Source organism: Fibrella aquatica, assembly GCF_041321135.1.
Lineage (GTDB): Bacteria > Bacteroidota > Bacteroidia > Cytophagales > Spirosomataceae > Fibrella > Fibrella aquatica.
Genome location: NZ_JBGGWF010000004.1, coordinates 65,766 through 83,628, shown reverse-complemented (window position 1 = coordinate 83,628; position 17,863 = coordinate 65,766). Strand labels below are relative to the sequence as shown.

15 protein-coding genes are annotated in these 17,863 nt (G+C 52.5%); 10 read left to right on the top strand and 5 right to left on the bottom strand.

Annotated features, from left to right (window positions below; all coding sequences use genetic code 11):
* Position 1 precedes the first annotated feature (1 nt).
* The 3 genes from ACAW87_RS11215 to ACAW87_RS11205 form a co-directional block, all read right to left on the bottom strand.
* A complete protein-coding gene (locus tag ACAW87_RS11215; protein ID WP_370723486.1) occupies positions 2 to 1,159 on the bottom strand; it encodes a DUF4249 domain-containing protein in 1,158 nt (385 codons plus the stop codon).
* A gap of 4 nt (positions 1,160 to 1,163) precedes the next feature.
* Positions 1,164 to 3,929 (bottom strand): TonB-dependent receptor, encoded by a 2,766-nt coding sequence (locus tag ACAW87_RS11210; RefSeq protein WP_370723485.1) that lies wholly within the window; start codon positions 3,927 to 3,929, stop codon positions 1,164 to 1,166.
* Positions 3,930 to 4,094: 165 nt separating this feature from the next.
* On the bottom strand, positions 4,095 to 4,829 hold the full coding sequence (locus tag ACAW87_RS11205; RefSeq protein ID WP_370723484.1) for a hypothetical protein: 735 nt from the start codon (positions 4,827 to 4,829) through the stop codon (positions 4,095 to 4,097).
* 181 nt (positions 4,830 to 5,010) lie between these two features.
* Between ACAW87_RS11205 and ACAW87_RS11200 the strand changes: the two genes are divergently transcribed.
* The gene (locus tag ACAW87_RS11200; RefSeq protein WP_370723483.1) at positions 5,011 to 5,148 is read left to right on the top strand and encodes a hypothetical protein; all 138 of its coding nucleotides are present in this window, start codon (positions 5,011 to 5,013) and stop codon (positions 5,146 to 5,148) included.
* Positions 5,149 to 5,216: 68 nt separating this feature from the next.
* On the top strand, positions 5,217 to 6,392 hold the full coding sequence (locus tag ACAW87_RS11195) for a helix-turn-helix domain-containing protein (protein WP_370723482.1): 1,176 nt from the start codon (positions 5,217 to 5,219) through the stop codon (positions 6,390 to 6,392).
* A 203-nt stretch (positions 6,393 to 6,595) separates the two neighbouring features.
* Here the strand turns inward: ACAW87_RS11195 and ACAW87_RS11190 are convergent, their stop codons facing one another.
* A complete protein-coding gene (locus ACAW87_RS11190) occupies positions 6,596 to 7,216 on the bottom strand; it encodes a DJ-1/PfpI family protein (RefSeq protein WP_370723481.1) in 621 nt (206 codons plus the stop codon).
* A 5-nt stretch (positions 7,217 to 7,221) separates the two neighbouring features.
* Here ACAW87_RS11190 and ACAW87_RS11185 point away from each other — a divergent pair, with 5 nt between their 5' ends.
* Positions 7,222 to 7,365 carry a hypothetical protein gene (locus tag ACAW87_RS11185; RefSeq protein WP_370723480.1) on the top strand — a complete coding sequence of 48 codons (144 nt, stop codon included), beginning with the start codon at positions 7,222 to 7,224 and terminating at the stop codon, positions 7,363 to 7,365.
* Between the two features lie 166 nt (positions 7,366 to 7,531).
* On the opposite strand, the gene ACAW87_RS11180 is transcribed toward ACAW87_RS11185, so the two are convergent.
* A complete protein-coding gene (locus ACAW87_RS11180) occupies positions 7,532 to 8,194 on the bottom strand; it encodes a thiamine diphosphokinase (RefSeq protein WP_370723479.1) in 663 nt (220 codons plus the stop codon).
* Positions 8,195 to 8,482: 288 nt separating this feature from the next.
* Here ACAW87_RS11180 and ACAW87_RS11175 point away from each other — a divergent pair, with 288 nt between their 5' ends.
* The 7 genes from ACAW87_RS11175 (at position 8,483) to ACAW87_RS11145 (ending at position 17,836) form a co-directional block, all read left to right on the top strand.
* Positions 8,483 to 8,950: an FKBP-type peptidyl-prolyl cis-trans isomerase gene (locus ACAW87_RS11175; protein ID WP_370723478.1), complete on the top strand. Its 468-nt coding sequence runs from the start codon at positions 8,483 to 8,485 to the stop codon at positions 8,948 to 8,950.
* 1,156 nt (positions 8,951 to 10,106) lie between these two features.
* On the top strand, positions 10,107 to 11,162 hold the full coding sequence (locus tag ACAW87_RS11170; RefSeq protein WP_370723477.1) for a hypothetical protein: 1,056 nt from the start codon (positions 10,107 to 10,109) through the stop codon (positions 11,160 to 11,162).
* Between the two features lie 54 nt (positions 11,163 to 11,216).
* Complete coding sequence (locus tag ACAW87_RS11165) at positions 11,217 to 11,936, top strand: hypothetical protein (RefSeq protein ID WP_370723476.1); 720 nt, start codon at positions 11,217 to 11,219, stop codon at positions 11,934 to 11,936.
* A 94-nt stretch (positions 11,937 to 12,030) separates the two neighbouring features.
* The gene (locus tag ACAW87_RS11160) at positions 12,031 to 13,935 is read left to right on the top strand and encodes a YjbH domain-containing protein (protein ID WP_370723475.1); all 1,905 of its coding nucleotides are present in this window, start codon (positions 12,031 to 12,033) and stop codon (positions 13,933 to 13,935) included.
* A 17-nt stretch (positions 13,936 to 13,952) separates the two neighbouring features.
* The gene (locus ACAW87_RS11155; protein WP_370723474.1) at positions 13,953 to 14,753 is read left to right on the top strand and encodes a polysaccharide biosynthesis/export family protein; all 801 of its coding nucleotides are present in this window, start codon (positions 13,953 to 13,955) and stop codon (positions 14,751 to 14,753) included.
* Between the two features lie 12 nt (positions 14,754 to 14,765).
* Positions 14,766 to 17,099 carry a GumC family protein gene (locus ACAW87_RS11150; RefSeq protein ID WP_370723473.1) on the top strand — a complete coding sequence of 778 codons (2,334 nt, stop codon included), beginning with the start codon at positions 14,766 to 14,768 and terminating at the stop codon, positions 17,097 to 17,099.
* A 65-nt stretch (positions 17,100 to 17,164) separates the two neighbouring features.
* Positions 17,165 to 17,836 carry a sugar transferase gene (locus ACAW87_RS11145; RefSeq protein WP_370723472.1) on the top strand — a complete coding sequence of 224 codons (672 nt, stop codon included), beginning with the start codon at positions 17,165 to 17,167 and terminating at the stop codon, positions 17,834 to 17,836.
* The last annotated feature ends 27 nt before the right edge of the window (positions 17,837 to 17,863 follow it).

Below are 17,863 nucleotides of genomic sequence, written 5' to 3'. Positions count from 1 at the left end.
ATTACTGAGGCCAGTAAGAGGGTCTTGTGATGGTGCCAATATCCCGGCAATCGGCGCAGCGGGTGCGAGTGGCCAGGTAAGACGAACTTTCGGGGATCTGTTCAATGGCAATGTAGCCGCCACCCGGTCCTAACGTAGACGCAAGTGGCAGTACCGGACGGCCGGGAAACGGAATAGTATCCAGCACACAGTCTTCGTAGCCCGTACGCAGCAGGTTGAACGACAGCGTGAGCGGGCGGTCGATAAAGACGCGAAGTTGTTCCACGGTGTGGCCATCCACAAAGCCCAGCACGGGTTCAGCGGGGTTGGTCAGGCTGCGCATGTTCCCCAGCATTTCCGACGGGAGCGGATCGAACAGGCCACCCAGCTGCTCGTTCGTTTTTTGCAAGTTTTCCCAGTACGCATAGGCCTCGGGCGACTGAGCGTACTGTTTGGCCAGCAGGCTATACTTGATCCAGAGCTTGGGTGAACTGCCGGGAATATACAGTAGCGGCGCCTGTTTCAGCACATCCTGCGTCAGCCGGGCCGACGTACCCAGCAAAATAGCCGTCGAGTTCTGCGTACGCCAGCACTGACTCACCCTCGGGCTGGTGCGATTTACTACCCGGCCATTGACAAAATCGAAGGGGGACGAGTAGGGCGTTCTGATCTCATACGTGTCTTCAAATTCCCAGCGGTAGTAGCGCGTTTTGTTGGCATCGTCGTGGGTATTCACGTACACCTGCACCCCGTCGTTTTTTACCTCCCACGTCAGGCTGTCTATTTTGGGCGTTTGCTTGATGGTGATTGGATCAGACAGGTATTCGCCACCGGTGGTCGTTTTGATGCGTACCTGATAGGTTCGGCCAATGGGTAGCGTGGTTGACGCCAGCGTGTACGTACCCGCCGCACTTTCCACAAACGAATAGGCTTCCCCCGCGTTGCCCTCTACCCGAATGCTGGCCCGTGTCTCTACGACCGGTCGGGTGGTACTGGTGAGGTTTTGGGTACGCGACAGTTTGATCGTGCTGTTGCCGGTTCCTCCGTTCAAAAAGCCATCGACCACCAGATATTGGTTAGGGGCTTCAATTTGCGGCGGGCGGTACGGGTCAACGCAACCGATGGCCAGTAGCAGCAGGGCTACGCCTAGATATCGAAGCTTGAAAGAAAAAAAGGTCATAGCGTTAGAATCGGAAATTATAGGTTAGCGTTGGAATGGGCTGCCCGAAAATAGACAGCTGGTAGCCGCGAATGCCGCCATTGGTCGAATTGAAGTACACCGAATACGGATTCCGGCGTCCGGTCAGGTTATAGATCCCGATGGTCCAGGAGCTGTGCGCCAGTTTTCTGACCTTGTGATTGCCTTCGATGTTGAGCGAGAGGTCAGTACGGAAATAATCGGGGATGCGGTATTGGTTTCGTTCCGAGTAATAGACCCGCTCGGCCCCGCTCAGCACATATTTGGCCAGGGGCAGGGTAATGGGTCGGCCGGTGCTGTAGGTGGCGTTGAACGAGATGCTGAACCGGCGATTGACTTTGTAGTTGCCAATCAGCGTGACATCGTGCGGTTTGTCGTAGCTGCTGGGGTAGAACTCACCGTTGTTGATCACGTCGGCGGCGAAGGAGTCGGTGGTGCGCAGGAGGGAGCGGGCGTAGGTGTAGCTCACCCAGCCGTTGAGTTTGCCGGTCAGCTTTTTCACCATCAGCTCCACGCCATAAGCCACGCCTTCGGCCTGCACCACGTCGGTTTCCAGGTGTTGGTTCAGCAGCAGGGTAGCGCCGCTTTTGTAGTCGAGCTGGTTGGTCAGGGTGCGGTAATAGCCCTCCACCGACAGTTCGATGGTGTTGGCGCGCAGGTTCTTGTAGAGACCCACCGAAAACTGATCACCAACCTGCGGCTGAATGTAGGAATCGCTCAGCTTGTAAATATCCAGGGGCGACACGGCTACCGTATTCGACAGCATGTTGAGGTACTGCCGCATGCGGTTATAACTCGCCTTCACCGAAAAATCGTCGGAAATGGCGTAGCGTAACCCAACGCGGTATTCCGGGCCCTGATACGTTTTCACTACGCTGCCCGCTCCGTAGGAAACGGTATCGCGGATGGTGGCCAACGTGCGCGATACGCCGGGTACGTACCCATACACCTGACCGGGGCCGAGGTTCATGAAGTGCGAATAGCGAAGCCCCACGTTCAGCGATAGCCGGTCAGAGATATCGAACCGGTCGCCGATGTACAGGGCCGTTTCCAGCCCCTGTTCGTGGGGAACGAGCACCGGATTGATCAGCGATTCGGCGCCGCTGGCTTCCAGGTTGCCGGGCTGGAGTTTATAGAGGGTCGTGCTAAGACCGAAATCGACGGTGTGTTTGGCGTTGGGGTAGAAGTTGAAGTCGACCTTGGCGGTGCTTTGCCGGATGTCGAAGCCGAATTTGAAGGCCTCGGTAGGGTTATCGTTGCTGGCCACACCATACTGGTAGCGGCTGTAGGTACCGGTTAGCACGCCGTAGAGTTTACTGTTGAACACGTGTTTCCATTTCAGCGCCCCCACCTGATTCTGGTAGGTAAACAGGCTGTCGCTGTTGAGCTGAAACTGATCGCGGCTGGTGTAGGCGGTGAGGTAAAACGTGTTTTTGTCGTTGGCCTCGTGGGTGAGGTGCAGGTTCAGGTCGTAGAACGAAGCCTTGCTGTTCTGGTAGGCGGCGTTGGCCAGTTGTTTCAGCAGCCAGTCGGAATAGGTGGAACGTACCCCGATCAGGAACGAGGTTTTCTCCGACAGCAGCGGACCTTCCAGCGTCAGCCGACCGGTGAGTGGGCCGATGCCGCCCGAGCCGACGAGTTTTTTCTTGTTGCCATCGCGCGTGGTCACATCGAGAACCGACGACAATCGACCACCAAAACGGGCCGGAATGGCACTTTTGTAGAGCTCCACCGATTTGATCACGTCGGGGTTGAAGGCCGAGAAGAATCCGAACAGGTGCGACGGGTTGTAGATGACCGCATCGTTGAACAGAATCAGATTTTGCCCCGCCGAGCCACCCCGCACGTTGAAGCCGACCGTGCCTTCACCGACCGACTTCACGCCGGGTAAGGTGAGCACCACGCGAATCAGATCAGCCTCGCCCAGCACCGTAGGCACTTGCTTGATGGTCCGAATATCGAGTCGTTCGCTGCCCATTTGCAGGCCCGCCACGTTGATGTCTTTCTTGGCCCCCACAATCAGTTCGCGGAGGGGGACTATCTCTTCGTCCATCTCAATATCCAGCTTTCCATCGCCATACAGCATGATTTGCCGTTTGGTGTCTTTCATGCCGATACTCTTGATCTGGAGCTCGTGTCGGCCACGCGGGAGCGAGATGGAGTAGGAGCCATACTGATCGGTGAGTACGCCAATGCGGGGTTTGTCGATCAGCACGTACACGCCAATGGCGGGTTCGCCGGTCAGTGTGCTTCGGATGCGTCCCGCCACGGTGGCATTGCCCGTTCGGCTGCTGCTTCCCCGCGACCCGATCTCAAACAGCTTGGTTTCGAGCGACAGGCGGGTTTGCTCCCGCACGGCCCCGTAGTCGACCGTAAGTGTATCGTCGGTGGGTACGTCGGCCCCCCGGTCGAAAAAGCCGGGTGGCAACGTGAGGCGGATGGCCTGGTTGGCGGTGATGAAGACCCGGTTCCGGCTGTCGATGGCGAAGCGGAGTGGCGTTCCCTCAAAAACGCGGGTGAGCAGGTGTTCCAGCGGTTTGTCGGTTACCTGAAGCTGCACCAACACACTGTCAACATCGGTGGGGCTGTAGTAGAACCGGTAGTCGGTGCGGGCTTCGAGGGCCTCAACGAACTGAGCGAACGACAGGCCGTTGAACTGCCCCGAGATGGATTTGTTCCGGTTTGTCTGACCCAGACAGAGTTGGGCAGCACCGCAGTAGAGAAGCAGAAAGAGACAGTAGTGTTTTATCATACCGTGAGTGACAAGTAATACGATGTGTACATGGCTGGTAATTTTTGGGAGTTGTGTTGCCGATGTGTGGTAAGTTGCTTTCGCGGTCGAAGGGCAAGGCGAAAGCAACTTACCATGCAAAAACGTACCTGTTTAGGTACGCAAAAGCAACAATATATCATGTTATCATAACGCCTTGGTCAGTTGATCGTAGTGTTGAGTCAGTTTCAGGAAAGCAGCTTCGGGTGATGGTTTAAAGCGTATCTGTTGCTGACGGGCGTAGGCCATCAGCTCTTTCCGACGGTCGGCAAAGAGGGTGTATAATGCCCGTTTGTTTTTTACCTGAACATACGTTCCGTTTCGTCGGATAAAATAGGTCGTTTTGGGGTCGAACGAACCAAACATTCCTGCATTCCAGGGACTCGTTGTTGAAGGAGCGGCCACGATGAGTTTGACGCGCCGCACTAATACCTGGCTCGGACCATCATACACCAGGTTGTAGAAGCCCGACGGCATGTTTTGTTGCAGACTGTCGAGGCGAATAAACGGCTGTTTATCGATCGTGAAGCGCTGAATGCGGTTGCTGTGCAGGGCCATGCGATAGCCGGTAGGATGCACGACCACCAACAGATCTTTAACAATATCAAACAGCATGGGCACCGTAAACTCACCACCCTGATACGTGACCCGTCCCGACAGCAGGCTATCGGTCTGAAAAAAGGCGTGCCCTTCCATCTGCCGGTCATAGCCAATGTATTCGGGGCCATTGTAGAGCTGTTCCAGCGTATGGCTCACCTGTTCATACCGAACCACAGCCTGCCGGGTAGTGCTGGCCAATACCGCGCTGTCGCTACCCACCGATTGACCAACGGCCTGATGCGCTAATAAACCTAAGAGGAAAAGTTTACTGATGAAATGCATGGGTGAGGGGTGAAGGGGTGAGGGGTGAGGGGTGAAGGGGTGAGGGGTGAGGGGTGAGGGGTGAGGGGTGAGGGGTGAGGGGTGAGGGGTGAATTGGTGAGGGGTGAAGGGGTGAGGGGCGATGTGGTGAGGGGGTGAAGGGGTGATGTGGTGCAATCTAGTAAAGGGAATACATAAATGAATGAACATTTATGGGGTGGTAGGGGTGAAGAGTGAGGGGCAAGACATTTTGTCGTATTGCTTCGCGTTGGTTGGCTTCGCCACCTCACCCCTCGCCCCTCACCCTTCACCCTTCACCCCCTCACCCGAAGTAATGTAGCGTGTGTTACGTGCGGAATCAAAAAAAAACGTTCTTTACTAAAAATTTTACCAAAACCCGATCCGTCCATGACGCTCGTCAGCAACAACATCAAATACTTACGAAAGTTGAATGGCTTAACGCAGGAGCAGTTTTCGCAGCGCATCGGCATCAAGCGGTCGTTGTTGGGTGCTTATGAAGAGGGGCGTGCCAACCCAAACTGGAACACGCTCATCACGATTGCTAAACTTTTTAATACGTCGGTCGATCAGCTGCTGAAACAGGATTTGCGCAAAATTCGCGAGACGCCCGATCTGAGCCTGCCGATTGGTACGCACAGCAGCACCCGTGCCGCCTCGCCACCCCCGATTTTCAGCGAAACCGATGAAGACGATGATTTTATTTCGTCGCCGCCGCAGATCAGCGATCCCCGGCTTCCGCCGGTTACCCGTGAATTTACGGGGGCCGAGCCGCAACCGCTGGTCAACGTACTCGAAAAATATTACAAAGCACCGTCCGACCGTTCCGCCGATCGGGAGCAGGCCGCGCCGCCACGTCCTACCCCTGTAGAGCGGTCAGAGCCCGACCGGTCGGTGCCGCAGTCGGGGCAGTTGTATGAGGAAATGCGCGCCCGGTCGGGTCAGCCGGTGCAGACGCCGCCGTTTACCGTCAGCCGGGCGGCCGAGGGATTTGGTACGGGTGGAGAGCCCTTGCCCGCCTTCAACAATCACTTCGAGAAAGCACCATCGCCCGCTGCGCCTATGCCCGACCGGCAACCCGGCCCCGATCAGTCGGCGCAAACGATTCATTACGTGCATCAGGGGCAGTTTAGCGACTATCAGCACCATTTCCAGCAGCCTGATTACCTGAGTCGCCTGCCGACCATGCGGCTTCCCATGCTGCCGATGGGGCAGTACCGCGCGTTTGAAGCCGACGGTGATTTTACCTTCCCCGGGGCCTGGCTCATCGGGCAGTTTGTGCGCAACTGGTTCGAGATCACCGACGGTCAGTTTTATGTGCTGCTCGTTCAGCACCAGGGTATTCTGGCGCGGCGGGTATTCAGCAAGGTCAAAGACAAAGGCACGCTGCTGCTCACCGCCGACAAACCCAACGTACCCAACCGCGAAGTAGCGCTGAAAGATGTGCTGGAAGTATGGGACGTGAGAGCCTTCTTCAGTCAGCAACTCCCACCCCCCGCCCCCAGTTACGACCGCATCCGCCAACTAGCTGATGAATTACGGTATGAGGTGGAGAGATTGAAGTGATTTAGGATATTGGATTGGCGCTGGCTGGCTTCGCGCTGGTGTGCTTCGCGCTTGTGGCCCTTCGACAGGCTCAGGGTGACAGGAACCACAAGAATGGTAGCCTAAACATGGTGATGATTGATGTCACCCTGAGCCTGTCGAAGGGCCTAGCTCGCGAAGCCAATCCCAAATCCGACATCCAACATCCGATATCCATCATCCTTTCATTTCCAGTGATCGTACTGCATGTACGACGCTGTTTCGCGGGCTTCGTCTGGGCCGAAGAGCTTCCCGATGACATAGAGCGACATATCGATGCCGGCAGAAATGCCTGCCGATGTGATCACCTTGCCATTGTCGACCCAGCGCTCTGCTGGTTTCATAGTGACGTCGGGAAACAGATCGCGCATCGATTGCACGGCTCCTGTATGGGTCGTTGCTACTAAGCCGCTGAGTAGACCTGCTTTGCCCAGGATGAGTGAACCCGTACAGACTGATAGCACCAGCTCAGCGGCGGGCGCGTGGCGACGTACCCAGTTCAGTACGGCCGGATTATCCATTTCGCGGCGGGCACCAGCGGGTGTGCCATCTGCCAGATAGCTACCTCCGCCAGGAACGATCAGGATATCCGGTTTCGGATGGTCGTTCAGCAGGTACGTTGGGTTGATAGACAACCCATTACGGGCATATACTGGTCCGCGCTCGGCTACGGTAAATACCTGAAATGGCGGCGCCGAAAACCGCGTTTGACCCGACTGTCGACCGGTTACGCCAAATACTTCAAATGGCCCGGCAAAGTCGAGTACTTCTATTTCATTGAACAGGAGAATAGCTACGTAACGCATGAAGGATGTTGGATTTTGGATATCGGATGTTGGATTTTGGATATCGGATGTTGGATATCGGATTGGCGCTGGATGGCTTGGCAATGGATGGATTGGCGCTGTGTGGCTTCGCGCCGGATGGCTTCGCGCTGGATGGCTTCGCGCGCTAGGCCCTTCGACAGGCTCAGGGTGACATCAATCATCACCATGTTCGGGCTACCATTCTTGTGTTTCCTGTCACCCTGAGCCTGTCGAAGGGCCTAGAGCGCGAAGCCAAACCAGCGCCAAGCCATCCAGCGCGAAGCCAATCCGACATCCGAAATTCATCGTCTTACTCTAATCTCTACACTCCATCATCAAGAGATCGCCGGATTCGGTGGTGATGCGGACGAAACCGTCTTCGGCGGCTTCGTTGCTGCTGCCGGTGCGGTAACCGATCGTCAGTGATTCGTTGTGCAGGTTGTACAGTAAACCCTCGGTGACGATGCCCGTTACCGTGCCGACGGGGATCAGCGAGATCGGCGTGCCTTTGGCGTACCACTTCTCAAAACGCCCCACGAGCGGGTACACCACCGAATAGTCATCGATCAGCGTGACCTTAATCGTCGACTTGAACCGGACAAGGTTGGTCAGGTTCGTGATCGTGTGATCCATCCGGCGACCGGTGGCCCATACGATGTTGACGGCCGGAAAACCGCGCTCGATCAGGAAATCGATGCCTTTCTCGAGGTCGGTCTTGTTCTGATCGGGCGTTGGCACAATCTCAATCGGGTATTGGGCCGTGCGGATGGCGTCGAGGTCGATGTCGCGGTCGAAATCGCCGAGGAGGACGTCGGCTTTCAAGCCCATCTCCATCACGCGGTAGATCGCCTGATCGAGCACCACCACGTAGGGCGACCATTCCAGCAACTGACCCAGCAATTCGGCGTCGCAGGATTCACCGTTGGCAATAAGCAGCGCCGGCTCCTGCTTCTCCCGGACAATATGATGTGAGGACATGGGATGAAATTAAGTTTCAAGTTTCAAACGGTCCGCCGCTGCGGTGCGCTGCCAATCAACCGGATCGTAAGTTAGCAGCGCTTTTGTCATCCCGACGTTAGGAGGGATCTTGGCGTTCCTTTTAATAGTGCCTGGCTCTTTTTAAAGTAACGCCAAGATCCCTCCTAGCGTCGGGATGACAAAAGCGCTGCTAACTTACGATCCGGTTGATAAGCGGAGCACCTGAAACTTGAAACCTGAAACTAGTTCTAATAGTTACCTACCCATACCAAACGCATTGATTGACGTATGCATATTACAAAACATAAGGTAGCTGCTATTCGGTACACCCTGCGCAATGACGCGGGTGTAGTGCTCGATTCGAGTGAAGGCGGTGAGCCATTATATTACCTGCACGGTGAAAACAACCTGATTCCGGGTATGGAAGAAGGCCTCGAAGGTCGGCAGGCGGGGGATAAACTGAACCTGGTTATTCCACCGGAAAAAGGATACGGGATTCTCGATCCAAAAAATATTCATCAGGTACCCGCCTCGGCGTTTGGCGGTTCGCCCGTCGAAGTAGGCATGCAGTTCCAGGCCGATGATGGCATGGTGGTGACCGTGAAAGAAGTGGGACCAACGTCGGTTACGATCGATGCCAACCACGAATTGGCGGGCGAAACCCTGCATTTCGATATCGAAGTAGTGGAAGTGCGCAACGCGTCGGATGATGAATTGTCGCACGGTCACGCGCATGGTCCCGGCGGTCATCATTAATCGGCTGTAGGTCCGTCAGCTGAAGCAGACGGCAACTAGCCGCAAGTCCCTTTGGGACTAACCAGGTTGACAGTCCCAAAGGGACTTTTGTTTTGTTGCCGTCTGCTTTAGCAGACGGACGGATACTGAAACGTTCCGCAGTAACGACTGATCTGTGTTGTTGACACGATGGGCCGTTGCTGCGGAACGCTTTGTTTTTGGAAAACAAGATGACCATCGACAGCACCAACACGGCCGACGCAGAGGTAGGAACGGGGGCGCAATAATCAGGCCAGTCTATTGAGTCTATAGATTTTATTTATTTTGTGACGAACAAACCAATCGTAAGATTAAAGCCAGATTAAATAGACTTCTAAATGTCACCGTTTTTAATTTCAAGCGGGGGATAACAGACCGAGACGCTATTATATGCAGAAAGTGACATTAAAATACGGTTAAAATTAGTAAAACCATCGTATACCTATATATATAAAAGAAGCGCCAACGCACCAGTATACCAACAAATGATAGTTTTTTCACATAAAATATATAACATATTTAATATTCTTTCTATATGAGTATTTATTTACAGTAAAGTCAGTATTAGGAATTATTAGAAAATACGTAGTATACTTGCTACCGGTTATGACAACAATAGTCAACGCCGACAACACACCACTCCATGACTTTATATACTTTCTCACGAGATCAAAGGTTCGTTGCGCCCAGGAGCCAACAGCAGCCACAATTCTCCCCCGATCTACTTATTTCGAGTAGTTCCCAAATCAATCAACAGCATGTACGCATAAAGACGCTGTTTGGATTCAGTACTATCAAATTTATTTTTCATTCCTTTAAATAGGTCATAATTCACTGATAGTCAGATTGAAAAGCGGTTTAGATTGATGGAGACATTGTTGTTTCTCCCCCAAATCAGTGTGTCTTCACCACTGGCTAAAGCCGATAAACCGCTTAATCAATATGCACTTCGCTTTTTTAAATCAATCAAATCGATAGGCTAGAACTGGTACGGTTGTTGTTACTGATTCTGGTATTGAGAAAACAAAAAGCTTATTATTTATAAAAACGGTAACCACGGTCCGCCTTCTCTTACTTAGTCATACTACTCTCGCCAATTGCCCATTTCCCTTCTTACTAATTTGTAAAGAAACATTACATGAAAACTGCCAAGCTGAGTATCCGATTTCTCGCGTATGGGTTATGTCTGATGACAACCCTGTACAACTGTAAACCGAAGGATGTTGCGTCGGTCACACCATTCACCTACACCTTCAAAGGATTTGAGGGTGTCACCCTGCCACCGGTAACGCCTACACAACCCGCAGCTGTCTCGGTAACGGCATCGTCGGTAACCTCGTCAACGGCGGCAGCCGCCGTTAGCTCAGGCTTGTCGAGCATGTCGGCAACCGGTGTAGTGCCCGCCGCGGTGCAACAGGCCAGTAACGCCGTTGCCTCAGCCGTGTCACCAACGAAAGCCGCCGAATTGGCCGCCAGTTTCTCGCCTACCGTGATGGCTAACCTGACCGCTACAGGTACGTTGCCCGACAACCTGAAAGCTGAAGCCGCTGCCCTGGCCGCCAACCCGGCCCTGAAAGCCTACCTTCCCACCTTCACCCTACCAACCGTAAACGGCCGACCAGTAGGTGGCCGGACAACATCGGGTAGCGAAACCGGACTGATCGAGAAAATGGCGCCGACCGAGGCCCGCGCCGATGACGACGCCTGTAAGGCCGCCGCTACTGAAATGTACAACGCAGCCGTAGCGACGCTGAATACAGGGAAAGCCACGCAGGACGCCGCGGTGAACGCCACCTTTGCTACCGCTCAGGCTGCTATTACGGCCCAGGCAACAACCTGCGTAGGTGCGGTGACCACCAACTTCGCGCCGCTCCGCGCTGCCGCTGCAAAGGATTATAACGATGGCATTGCTGGCCTGAACGCCAATAAGGCTGTGCTCGGCGCTTATTACGACATGCTTGTTGTGTTGTATGCGGTGGCTTATGTGGATGCACTCACGATTTATAACACTCTGCAGGCCGCTGAAAACACCGCCTGTACTACGGCTTCTACTGCCAGAACAGCCTCTGCCACCGCCGCCAGGAACGCTGACCTGAACAAGATTACGACCAATTACAACGCCCAACTGGCGACGCTCAATGCTTCTCGCGACCGGGCTATTGCCAGCTGCCACAACCAGGGTAACGGCGGATGATCAGTGTGCTGATCCCTGTTATCTGATTCATAACCACTCATTCAATTTAAGCTCATGAGCAAGAAATTTAGCGTATCAACACTCGTTGCGATGGCCGGTCTGCTATTGACCTTCACGGCACAGGCGCAGGTGAACCTGAAGAGTATCAGCGTGGGAGCCAGCTACTGGCAACCAAAGCTCGACTACTGGAACGACCGCTCGTTCCTGGTCGATTACAACGATGGTGCGGGTGCCACCCTGGGTGGACAAATCATGCCGACTGCCGCCCTGGAAGTAGGCCTTACCAAAAACCTGTCGATTGGCGGGCGCGTGGGCTTCTGGAAGAGCTCGGCCTCGAGCAGCCTGAACATTGGCGGTACCACCCGGACGGAAGATTTCTCGCTGTCGATCATTCCGGCCGCCCTTGATCTGAAGTATACGTTCGCCAAGCCGGTATCGACCACCGCAGGTACGTCGACAGACACGAAGGCTCCTTTCCTTACGCCTTACATCGGGGTGAGCGTAGCGCGCTACTTCATCAGCAATGAACTGGACCGCGTGGTGACGGACAATCCGGGTACGTTGAACGAGACCCAAACGGGCAACTCGTATGGGGTGCAGGTCTTCGCCGGTGCCGAGAAGCAACTGGTGAAAAAACTGTACCTCGGCCTCGATGTGCGCTACCACCTGGGTAACTACAATCAATCGGTAACGAGCGAAGCTGTAACGACCACCGAGAAAGTAAGCCTCTCCGGTCTGGAAGCTGGTTTGTCATTACGCTTCAAATTCAACTAGTCAGCGGGCGATCCGGTAACCGCCGGCTAATCATGTTACTAGTGGTAACAGAAGGTGTTACGTATATAGGATACCGTTAGTCAATTGAGTGCAGATGAAGACCGTAAAAAAGGAATTGTTCAGGCTGTTGCTGGCGGCGGCTATCGGGTTTCCGATGGCGACGCAGGCACAGCTGAACATCTCCGGCAAACCCGGTCTCATCTACATTCCTTCGGCGGAACAAACGGAAGACGGCACGTTCTCGATTGGCTATAAGTACAACCCAAGAGACTACGCGTTTAAATTCAATAGAACGAATTCGGAAAGTATCACGCATATCAATTTGACCGTGCTGCCGCGACTAGACATCAACATCAATCTGCTGAACCCGAATGGAGGCATTGCCTTCAAACGGCGAGGTATTGGTGACCGGCAGGTTGATTTGAAATATGTGATGCTGACCGAAACAGAGAAACGCCCTTCGGTAGCTGTGATTCTATCGGCTCCATTCGGGGTTGATAACTCAATGCTGACGCATGCAATAGTCGCCACCAAGCATACTGCCCTGTCGAAAACGATTGATGCGGCGTTTACGGTTGGGTATGGTAGCCCCTACACAGTTGGACGGCGTGTTAACCTGAACAATATTCTCGCTGATTTTAGAGTACTGGATAAGCGTGATTTGGCATACACGTACCTGGTTGGTCCTTTCGGCGGGGCAAAACTTAGCCTGGCCAACAAAGGTGGGGTAATGGTTGAGTGGGATTCAAAGCATTTGAATGTGGGTGGGTACGTTACCCTGTTTAAGCACCTGACTGTACAGGCGGGGTTGCTGAATGGAGAGCAACTCACGGTGGGTACGTCGTATACCACCAACCTGCTTCGGACGAAGTACCGGGGCTACCGCCCGAATACGGCGGCTTCTAACGAGGCAACCATTCGGAAGACAGCTACGGAGCGGGCGGATTCCGGTAACGCACGGAATGACATTGAAAACGTATCGATCGATCGGGTGGCTGGGCAGGTGAGCTACGAACAGCGGTTGTACCGGAACCCATTTGCGGGGATGGTGAATCTGTCGAAAGCACTGGCCGGAGCAGGACCGGAAGAGGTGACTGAGTTTATGCCGCTTTTTCAGGGTGTGCCGATGGCGCGCTACCGGATGGGCGAAACGCTGACCACCCAAACGCTGTCGCGCCGGGAACGGGCCGACTGGGCCAACGCGCATCCGTTCGATAGCCGGGCCTATAAGCTGGACTTTCGCTTACAGCCTGAATTTGTTGCCCAATTCGGGTTTCGGGAGCAACTGGTCGAGAGTAAAACCAACCTGCTGTTGCAGAGTCAGTTGTACTTGAGCCGGGGACTGGTGCTGAACTGGGGGGTATTGTTTCCGATCGTGAATACGCTGGATAATCAGGCGCTGAACGTGCGGCCCGCGCCCACGTTTGTCAATCAGTTTCTGGCGCTCGACCGGGCCAACTTCCTGAGCCTGTCGGCGGGGTTATTCTACAATGATCAGTATGGGGTGAACGCGCAGTTTCGCCATGCTGATCTAACCAAAAACTGGTCGGTAGGCCTTGAATCCAGCCTGACGGGATTTTACTTCTTCCCCGAAAACGGATTCTACCACGAGTCGCCGAAACAGCTATTGCTGCTGGCCGATGCAGCCTACCGCTTCCCGAAGCAAGACATCACGGTCAAAGTGTCAGGTGGTCAGTATCTGTATCAGGACCGGGGCGCGCGGATTGATCTGATTCGCCAATTGGGTAACGTGGAGGTCGGCGTTTTTGCTACCAAAACCGGCAACGGTACTACGGGCGGTTTCAACTTCGCCATCCCACTATGGCCGGGGCGCATTGCCCAAAGCCAACGGGTACGTCTGCGCAGCAGTGAAGAGTTTCGTTGGGAATATGCCTATACCCGAGGATACAATATTGCCACTCGGTATAGAGTGGGATATCAGTTGGATGCGCTGTTGCGGCAGTACCATAGTAGTTATTTACAAAATCAGTATCGATAGTGTTTGACGTAGCCTGTATGACTGTTCGTTTTATTCGTGCCCGGTTGGGCGTTTGGTTGGTTTGTCTGTGTGCCGGTTTGTCGAGCTGTATCTCCAGCAAAGAACTGGTGTTGTATCAGGCAAGCGAATCAGGTAAAGATACCCTGGCTGTAGGCCCACGTTACATACCCACCATCAAAGCGGGCGATGTGCTTTCTGTGCAGGTTGGGAGCCTGAGCCCGGAAGCAACCGCATTCTTCAATCCGTACACGGCCATGTCAATGGCTGATCGATCAGGAACCGCGTCATCGCCAACTAGTCCAGTACCTTATACGCCTGGCTATTTGGTGAACGATGAGGGACAAATCTCGTTACCGCTGATCGGATCACAGTCGGTGCAGGGGTTAACCAATACACAGGCAGCGGCATTGCTTCGGACCAAGCTACTTGATTACCTGAAAGAGCCAACCGTAAACGTGAGAAACCAAAATTTTCAGATTTCGGTCACAGGCGAAGTGGCCCGGCCTTCTCTATTCTCGATCCCAAATGAGCAGATTACGTTGCCCGCCGCTCTGGGGCTGGCTGGCGACATCACCATCTTTGGCCGGCGCGACAACGTGCTGATTATTCGGGAAGAAAACGGAAAGCGCACCTTTAACCGGGTTGATCTGACTAAACGTGATCTGTTTCAATCTCCCTTCTATTACCTGCGCCCCAACGACGTGGTGTATGTGGAACCCGGTCAGGCTCGAGTCGCTAATGCTGACCGCACTTATCAGTTATTGCCTATTATCATCAGTGCTTTGTCATTTATAGCGATCATCGTTAGCCGTATTTAATTGAATATCCGCATGAACACGAACACCAACTCATATACGCCCTATCAGGCCTACGAAATAGAACCTCAGGTTAATCTGCGCGCCATCTTAATGCGGTATGTGCGTAACTGGCCCTGGTTCATTGCCTCGCTCGTGGTCACGGTGGCAGCAGCCTACGTGTACATGCTGTATCAGCAACCCGTCTATAAAGTACAGGCGAGCATGCTGGTAAAAGATGAAAAGAAAGGCACGGCAGGCGAGAGCATGATGAAAGAGCTCGATATTTTCACCAGTAGCAAAGTGGTGGAGAACGAGGTGGAAATTCTGAAATCATTTACCCTCATGGATCGCGTCGTGGACAAGTTGGGGCTGGATGTTCGTTACTTCGAGCCAACTAGCACCATCAATAAAGAAGTCTATGATGAGTCGCCAATTCGGCTATTGATTGAAAAGCCAACACCTGAACTATACAAAGAAGAACTTGAAATTTCGTTTGTGGATGCTGGCAAAGTGCAGCTAAACGGACAGACATACCCGGTTGATCAAAGCATTAAAACGCCTTACGGTCAACTACGTATATTTGCTCGTAAACCATTGATTAATACCCTATCCAAGATTATTACTACGGTGTCAAGTCGGCAACAAACAGTCGAAGGCTACCTAAATCGTTTAAAAGTAGAACCTACGGCGAAACAGTCGACCGTATTGGCGTTGAGCCTGGAAGAAGCCGTACCTGACAAGGGTGAAGCTATACTGAATCAGTTGATTCAGGAATATAACCGGGAAGCTATTGTTGACAAGAACAAGGAAGCGAACAATACCTTAAACTTCATTGAAGAACGACTTGCCCTGATTTCTGGTGAACTATCGACGGTAGAGAAAGAGGTAGAATTTTATAAGTCAACGCAAGGGATTACTGATCTAAGCGCACAGGCACAGACGTTTTTGCTGACGGTGAAAGAGAACGACGCCCAACTGAATGAAGTGAACGTTCGGCTGAGTGCGCTGGAAGATGTGGATCGTTACGTAAAAAATAAAACGGGCGATAAAGGTGTGGCACCAGCCACACTGGGATTCAGTGACCCAATTTTGACTGGTCTGCTGACGAAAGCCTCTGAACTGGAACTGAAACGAGAGGAATTGTCGAGAACGATGTCGGGCAACAGCCCCCTGTTGCAGTCGTTGGAAAGTCAGCTGAAAAATCTGAAAGGTAGCATTGGTGAAAACATTCAAACCATGCGGCAGCAATTGACTAGCAATCGGAGTCAGCTTGTATCGAATAACCGACGCATAGAAGGCATGATCCGTACCGTGCCCGGTAAGGAGCGGGCATTGCTGAACATTACCCGGCAACAGGCGATCAAAAACGGTCTATATACGTACTTGTTGCAGAAGCGGGAAGAAACCGCCCTGTCGGCTGCCTCTACCGTTTCAGATAGTCGTACTGTCGATGTTGCCCGTACTGGAAGTAAACCTTTGAGACCCGTTAAGACCACGATTTTTGGGTTATTTGTTATTATTGGTCTACTTGTCCCGATCATATCCATATCTGCCAAGGATGCGATGAACAACCGGGTGCTTAGGCGGTCGGATGTAGAAGATGTAACCAAAACACCTATTCTGGGTGAAGTAGTGAAGAGCCGTCAGGCCAGTACTGATAACCTGGTCTTCAAACCCCGGATGCAATCTGTTATTGGTGAGCAGATACGGGCAATACGAACGAACTTACAGTTCATGAGGAGCGAATCTCAAAAAGCACAGGTGCTGCTATTTACCTCAAGTATTAGTGGTGAAGGGAAATCGTTTATCTCACTGAATCTGGGGGCTAGTCTCGCGTTGGTTGGCCGTAAGACGGTTATTCTGGAAATGGATATGCGGAAACCCAAGCTGCACAAGAGCTTGCATATGGAAAACCGAGCCGGTCTTAGCAACTACCTGATTGGCGACGCTACAATTGATGAATTGTTGCGCCCTATTATGGGCTATGATAATTATTACATCATTACAGCAGGGCCATTACCGCCAAACCCATCGGAGTTGCTGAGTTCGCCCCGGTTGGCGCAACTGTTCGAGGAATTGAAAGAACGCTTCGAATATGTACTAGTCGATTCCCCGCCAGTTGGTCTGGTTACCGATTCGCAGCTGATTGCCCCATTCGCTGATGCCACTATGTTCTTGGTGCGTCATGACCATACGCCAAAAAACTACCTTAAAATGGTAGATACGCTGTACAAAGAACAGCGATTCCAGAAGCTGAGCATCATATTGAATGGTGTCGGCGAAGGCGAATCGTATTACTATAATTATGGATACGGCGACTATTACAGCGGATCGGACAATAAGAACAAACTGAATCAGGGCGAATAGCCTGACGTTACCTGCATTGCCAGTACATAAGACTTTCCACCACTCTCAATGTAACTAGAAAAACCATGCTTAGTCTTGATTCCCACTACAAAGCACTCTACGTATATGCTGAGCCACGTACCCAAAGCCGCGACTTCGGCATTCGGTTTCCGGGAAAACGAGTGTTTGATGTCTGTTTTTCGCTAGTAATTACAATTCTAGTGCTATCATGGCTGATCCCCATTTTGGGAATTCTTATCAAAATGTGTTCTCCCGGCCCGATTTTGTTCATTCAGAAGCGTACGGGATACAGAGGTGTTCCGTTCAACTGTTTAAAGTTTAGAACGATGTCTCATAAAGTAGGAGATGGGATGTTTAAGCAGACGTCAAAAAATGATTGCCGAGTTACACCAATAGGCAAGTTTTTGCGCAGGACGAATCTTGACGAAATGCCTCAGTTTTTGAACGTATTGAAGGGTGACATGAGTGTTGTGGGACCACGCCCTCACGCATTACCTCATAGTGCGCAGTTCTGGAACACAATGCCAAATTATAGAAAACGGTATAGAGTTAAACCAGGAATTACAGGACTAGCCCAGGTGCGTGGTTGTAGAGGTGAGACTGATCAGGAAATCAAGATGCACCATAGAGTCAAATATGACCGTTTCTATAATAGAAAAAAATCTCCATCACTTGATCTTTGGATTTGTTGGCTCACAATCTCCTCGATGATTAGAGGAAATATAAATGCTTGGTAAAGAAAATCAATTTTGATTAATTTTCTT

What these genes read in the sequence shown, in the direction of transcription:
- ACAW87_RS11180 (WP_370723479.1), bottom strand. Translation starts at nt 8,194, where the DNA reads ATGTCCTCACATCATATTGTCCGGGAGAAGCAGGAGCCGGCGCTGCTT.
- ACAW87_RS11170 (WP_370723477.1), top strand. Translation starts at nt 10,107, where the DNA reads ATGAAAACTGCCAAGCTGAGTATCCGATTTCTCGCGTATGGGTTATGT.
- ACAW87_RS11155 (WP_370723474.1), top strand. Translation starts at nt 13,953, where the DNA reads ATGACTGTTCGTTTTATTCGTGCCCGGTTGGGCGTTTGGTTGGTTTGT.
- ACAW87_RS11160 (WP_370723475.1), top strand. Translation starts at nt 12,031, where the DNA reads ATGAAGACCGTAAAAAAGGAATTGTTCAGGCTGTTGCTGGCGGCGGCT.
- ACAW87_RS11200 (WP_370723483.1), top strand. Translation starts at nt 5,011, where the DNA reads ATGAACATTTATGGGGTGGTAGGGGTGAAGAGTGAGGGGCAAGACATT.
- ACAW87_RS11210 (WP_370723485.1), bottom strand. Translation starts at nt 3,929, where the DNA reads ATGATAAAACACTACTGTCTCTTTCTGCTTCTCTACTGCGGTGCTGCC.
- ACAW87_RS11165 (WP_370723476.1), top strand. Translation starts at nt 11,217, where the DNA reads ATGAGCAAGAAATTTAGCGTATCAACACTCGTTGCGATGGCCGGTCTG.
- ACAW87_RS11145 (WP_370723472.1), top strand. Translation starts at nt 17,165, where the DNA reads ATGCTTAGTCTTGATTCCCACTACAAAGCACTCTACGTATATGCTGAG.
- ACAW87_RS11195 (WP_370723482.1), top strand. Translation starts at nt 5,217, where the DNA reads ATGACGCTCGTCAGCAACAACATCAAATACTTACGAAAGTTGAATGGC.
- ACAW87_RS11185 (WP_370723480.1), top strand. Translation starts at nt 7,222, where the DNA reads ATGTTGGATTTTGGATATCGGATGTTGGATTTTGGATATCGGATGTTG.
- ACAW87_RS11205 (WP_370723484.1), bottom strand. Translation starts at nt 4,829, where the DNA reads ATGCATTTCATCAGTAAACTTTTCCTCTTAGGTTTATTAGCGCATCAG.
- ACAW87_RS11190 (WP_370723481.1), bottom strand. Translation starts at nt 7,216, where the DNA reads ATGCGTTACGTAGCTATTCTCCTGTTCAATGAAATAGAAGTACTCGAC.
- ACAW87_RS11175 (WP_370723478.1), top strand. Translation starts at nt 8,483, where the DNA reads ATGCATATTACAAAACATAAGGTAGCTGCTATTCGGTACACCCTGCGC.
- ACAW87_RS11150 (WP_370723473.1), top strand. Translation starts at nt 14,766, where the DNA reads ATGAACACGAACACCAACTCATATACGCCCTATCAGGCCTACGAAATA.
- ACAW87_RS11215 (WP_370723486.1), bottom strand. Translation starts at nt 1,159, where the DNA reads ATGACCTTTTTTTCTTTCAAGCTTCGATATCTAGGCGTAGCCCTGCTG.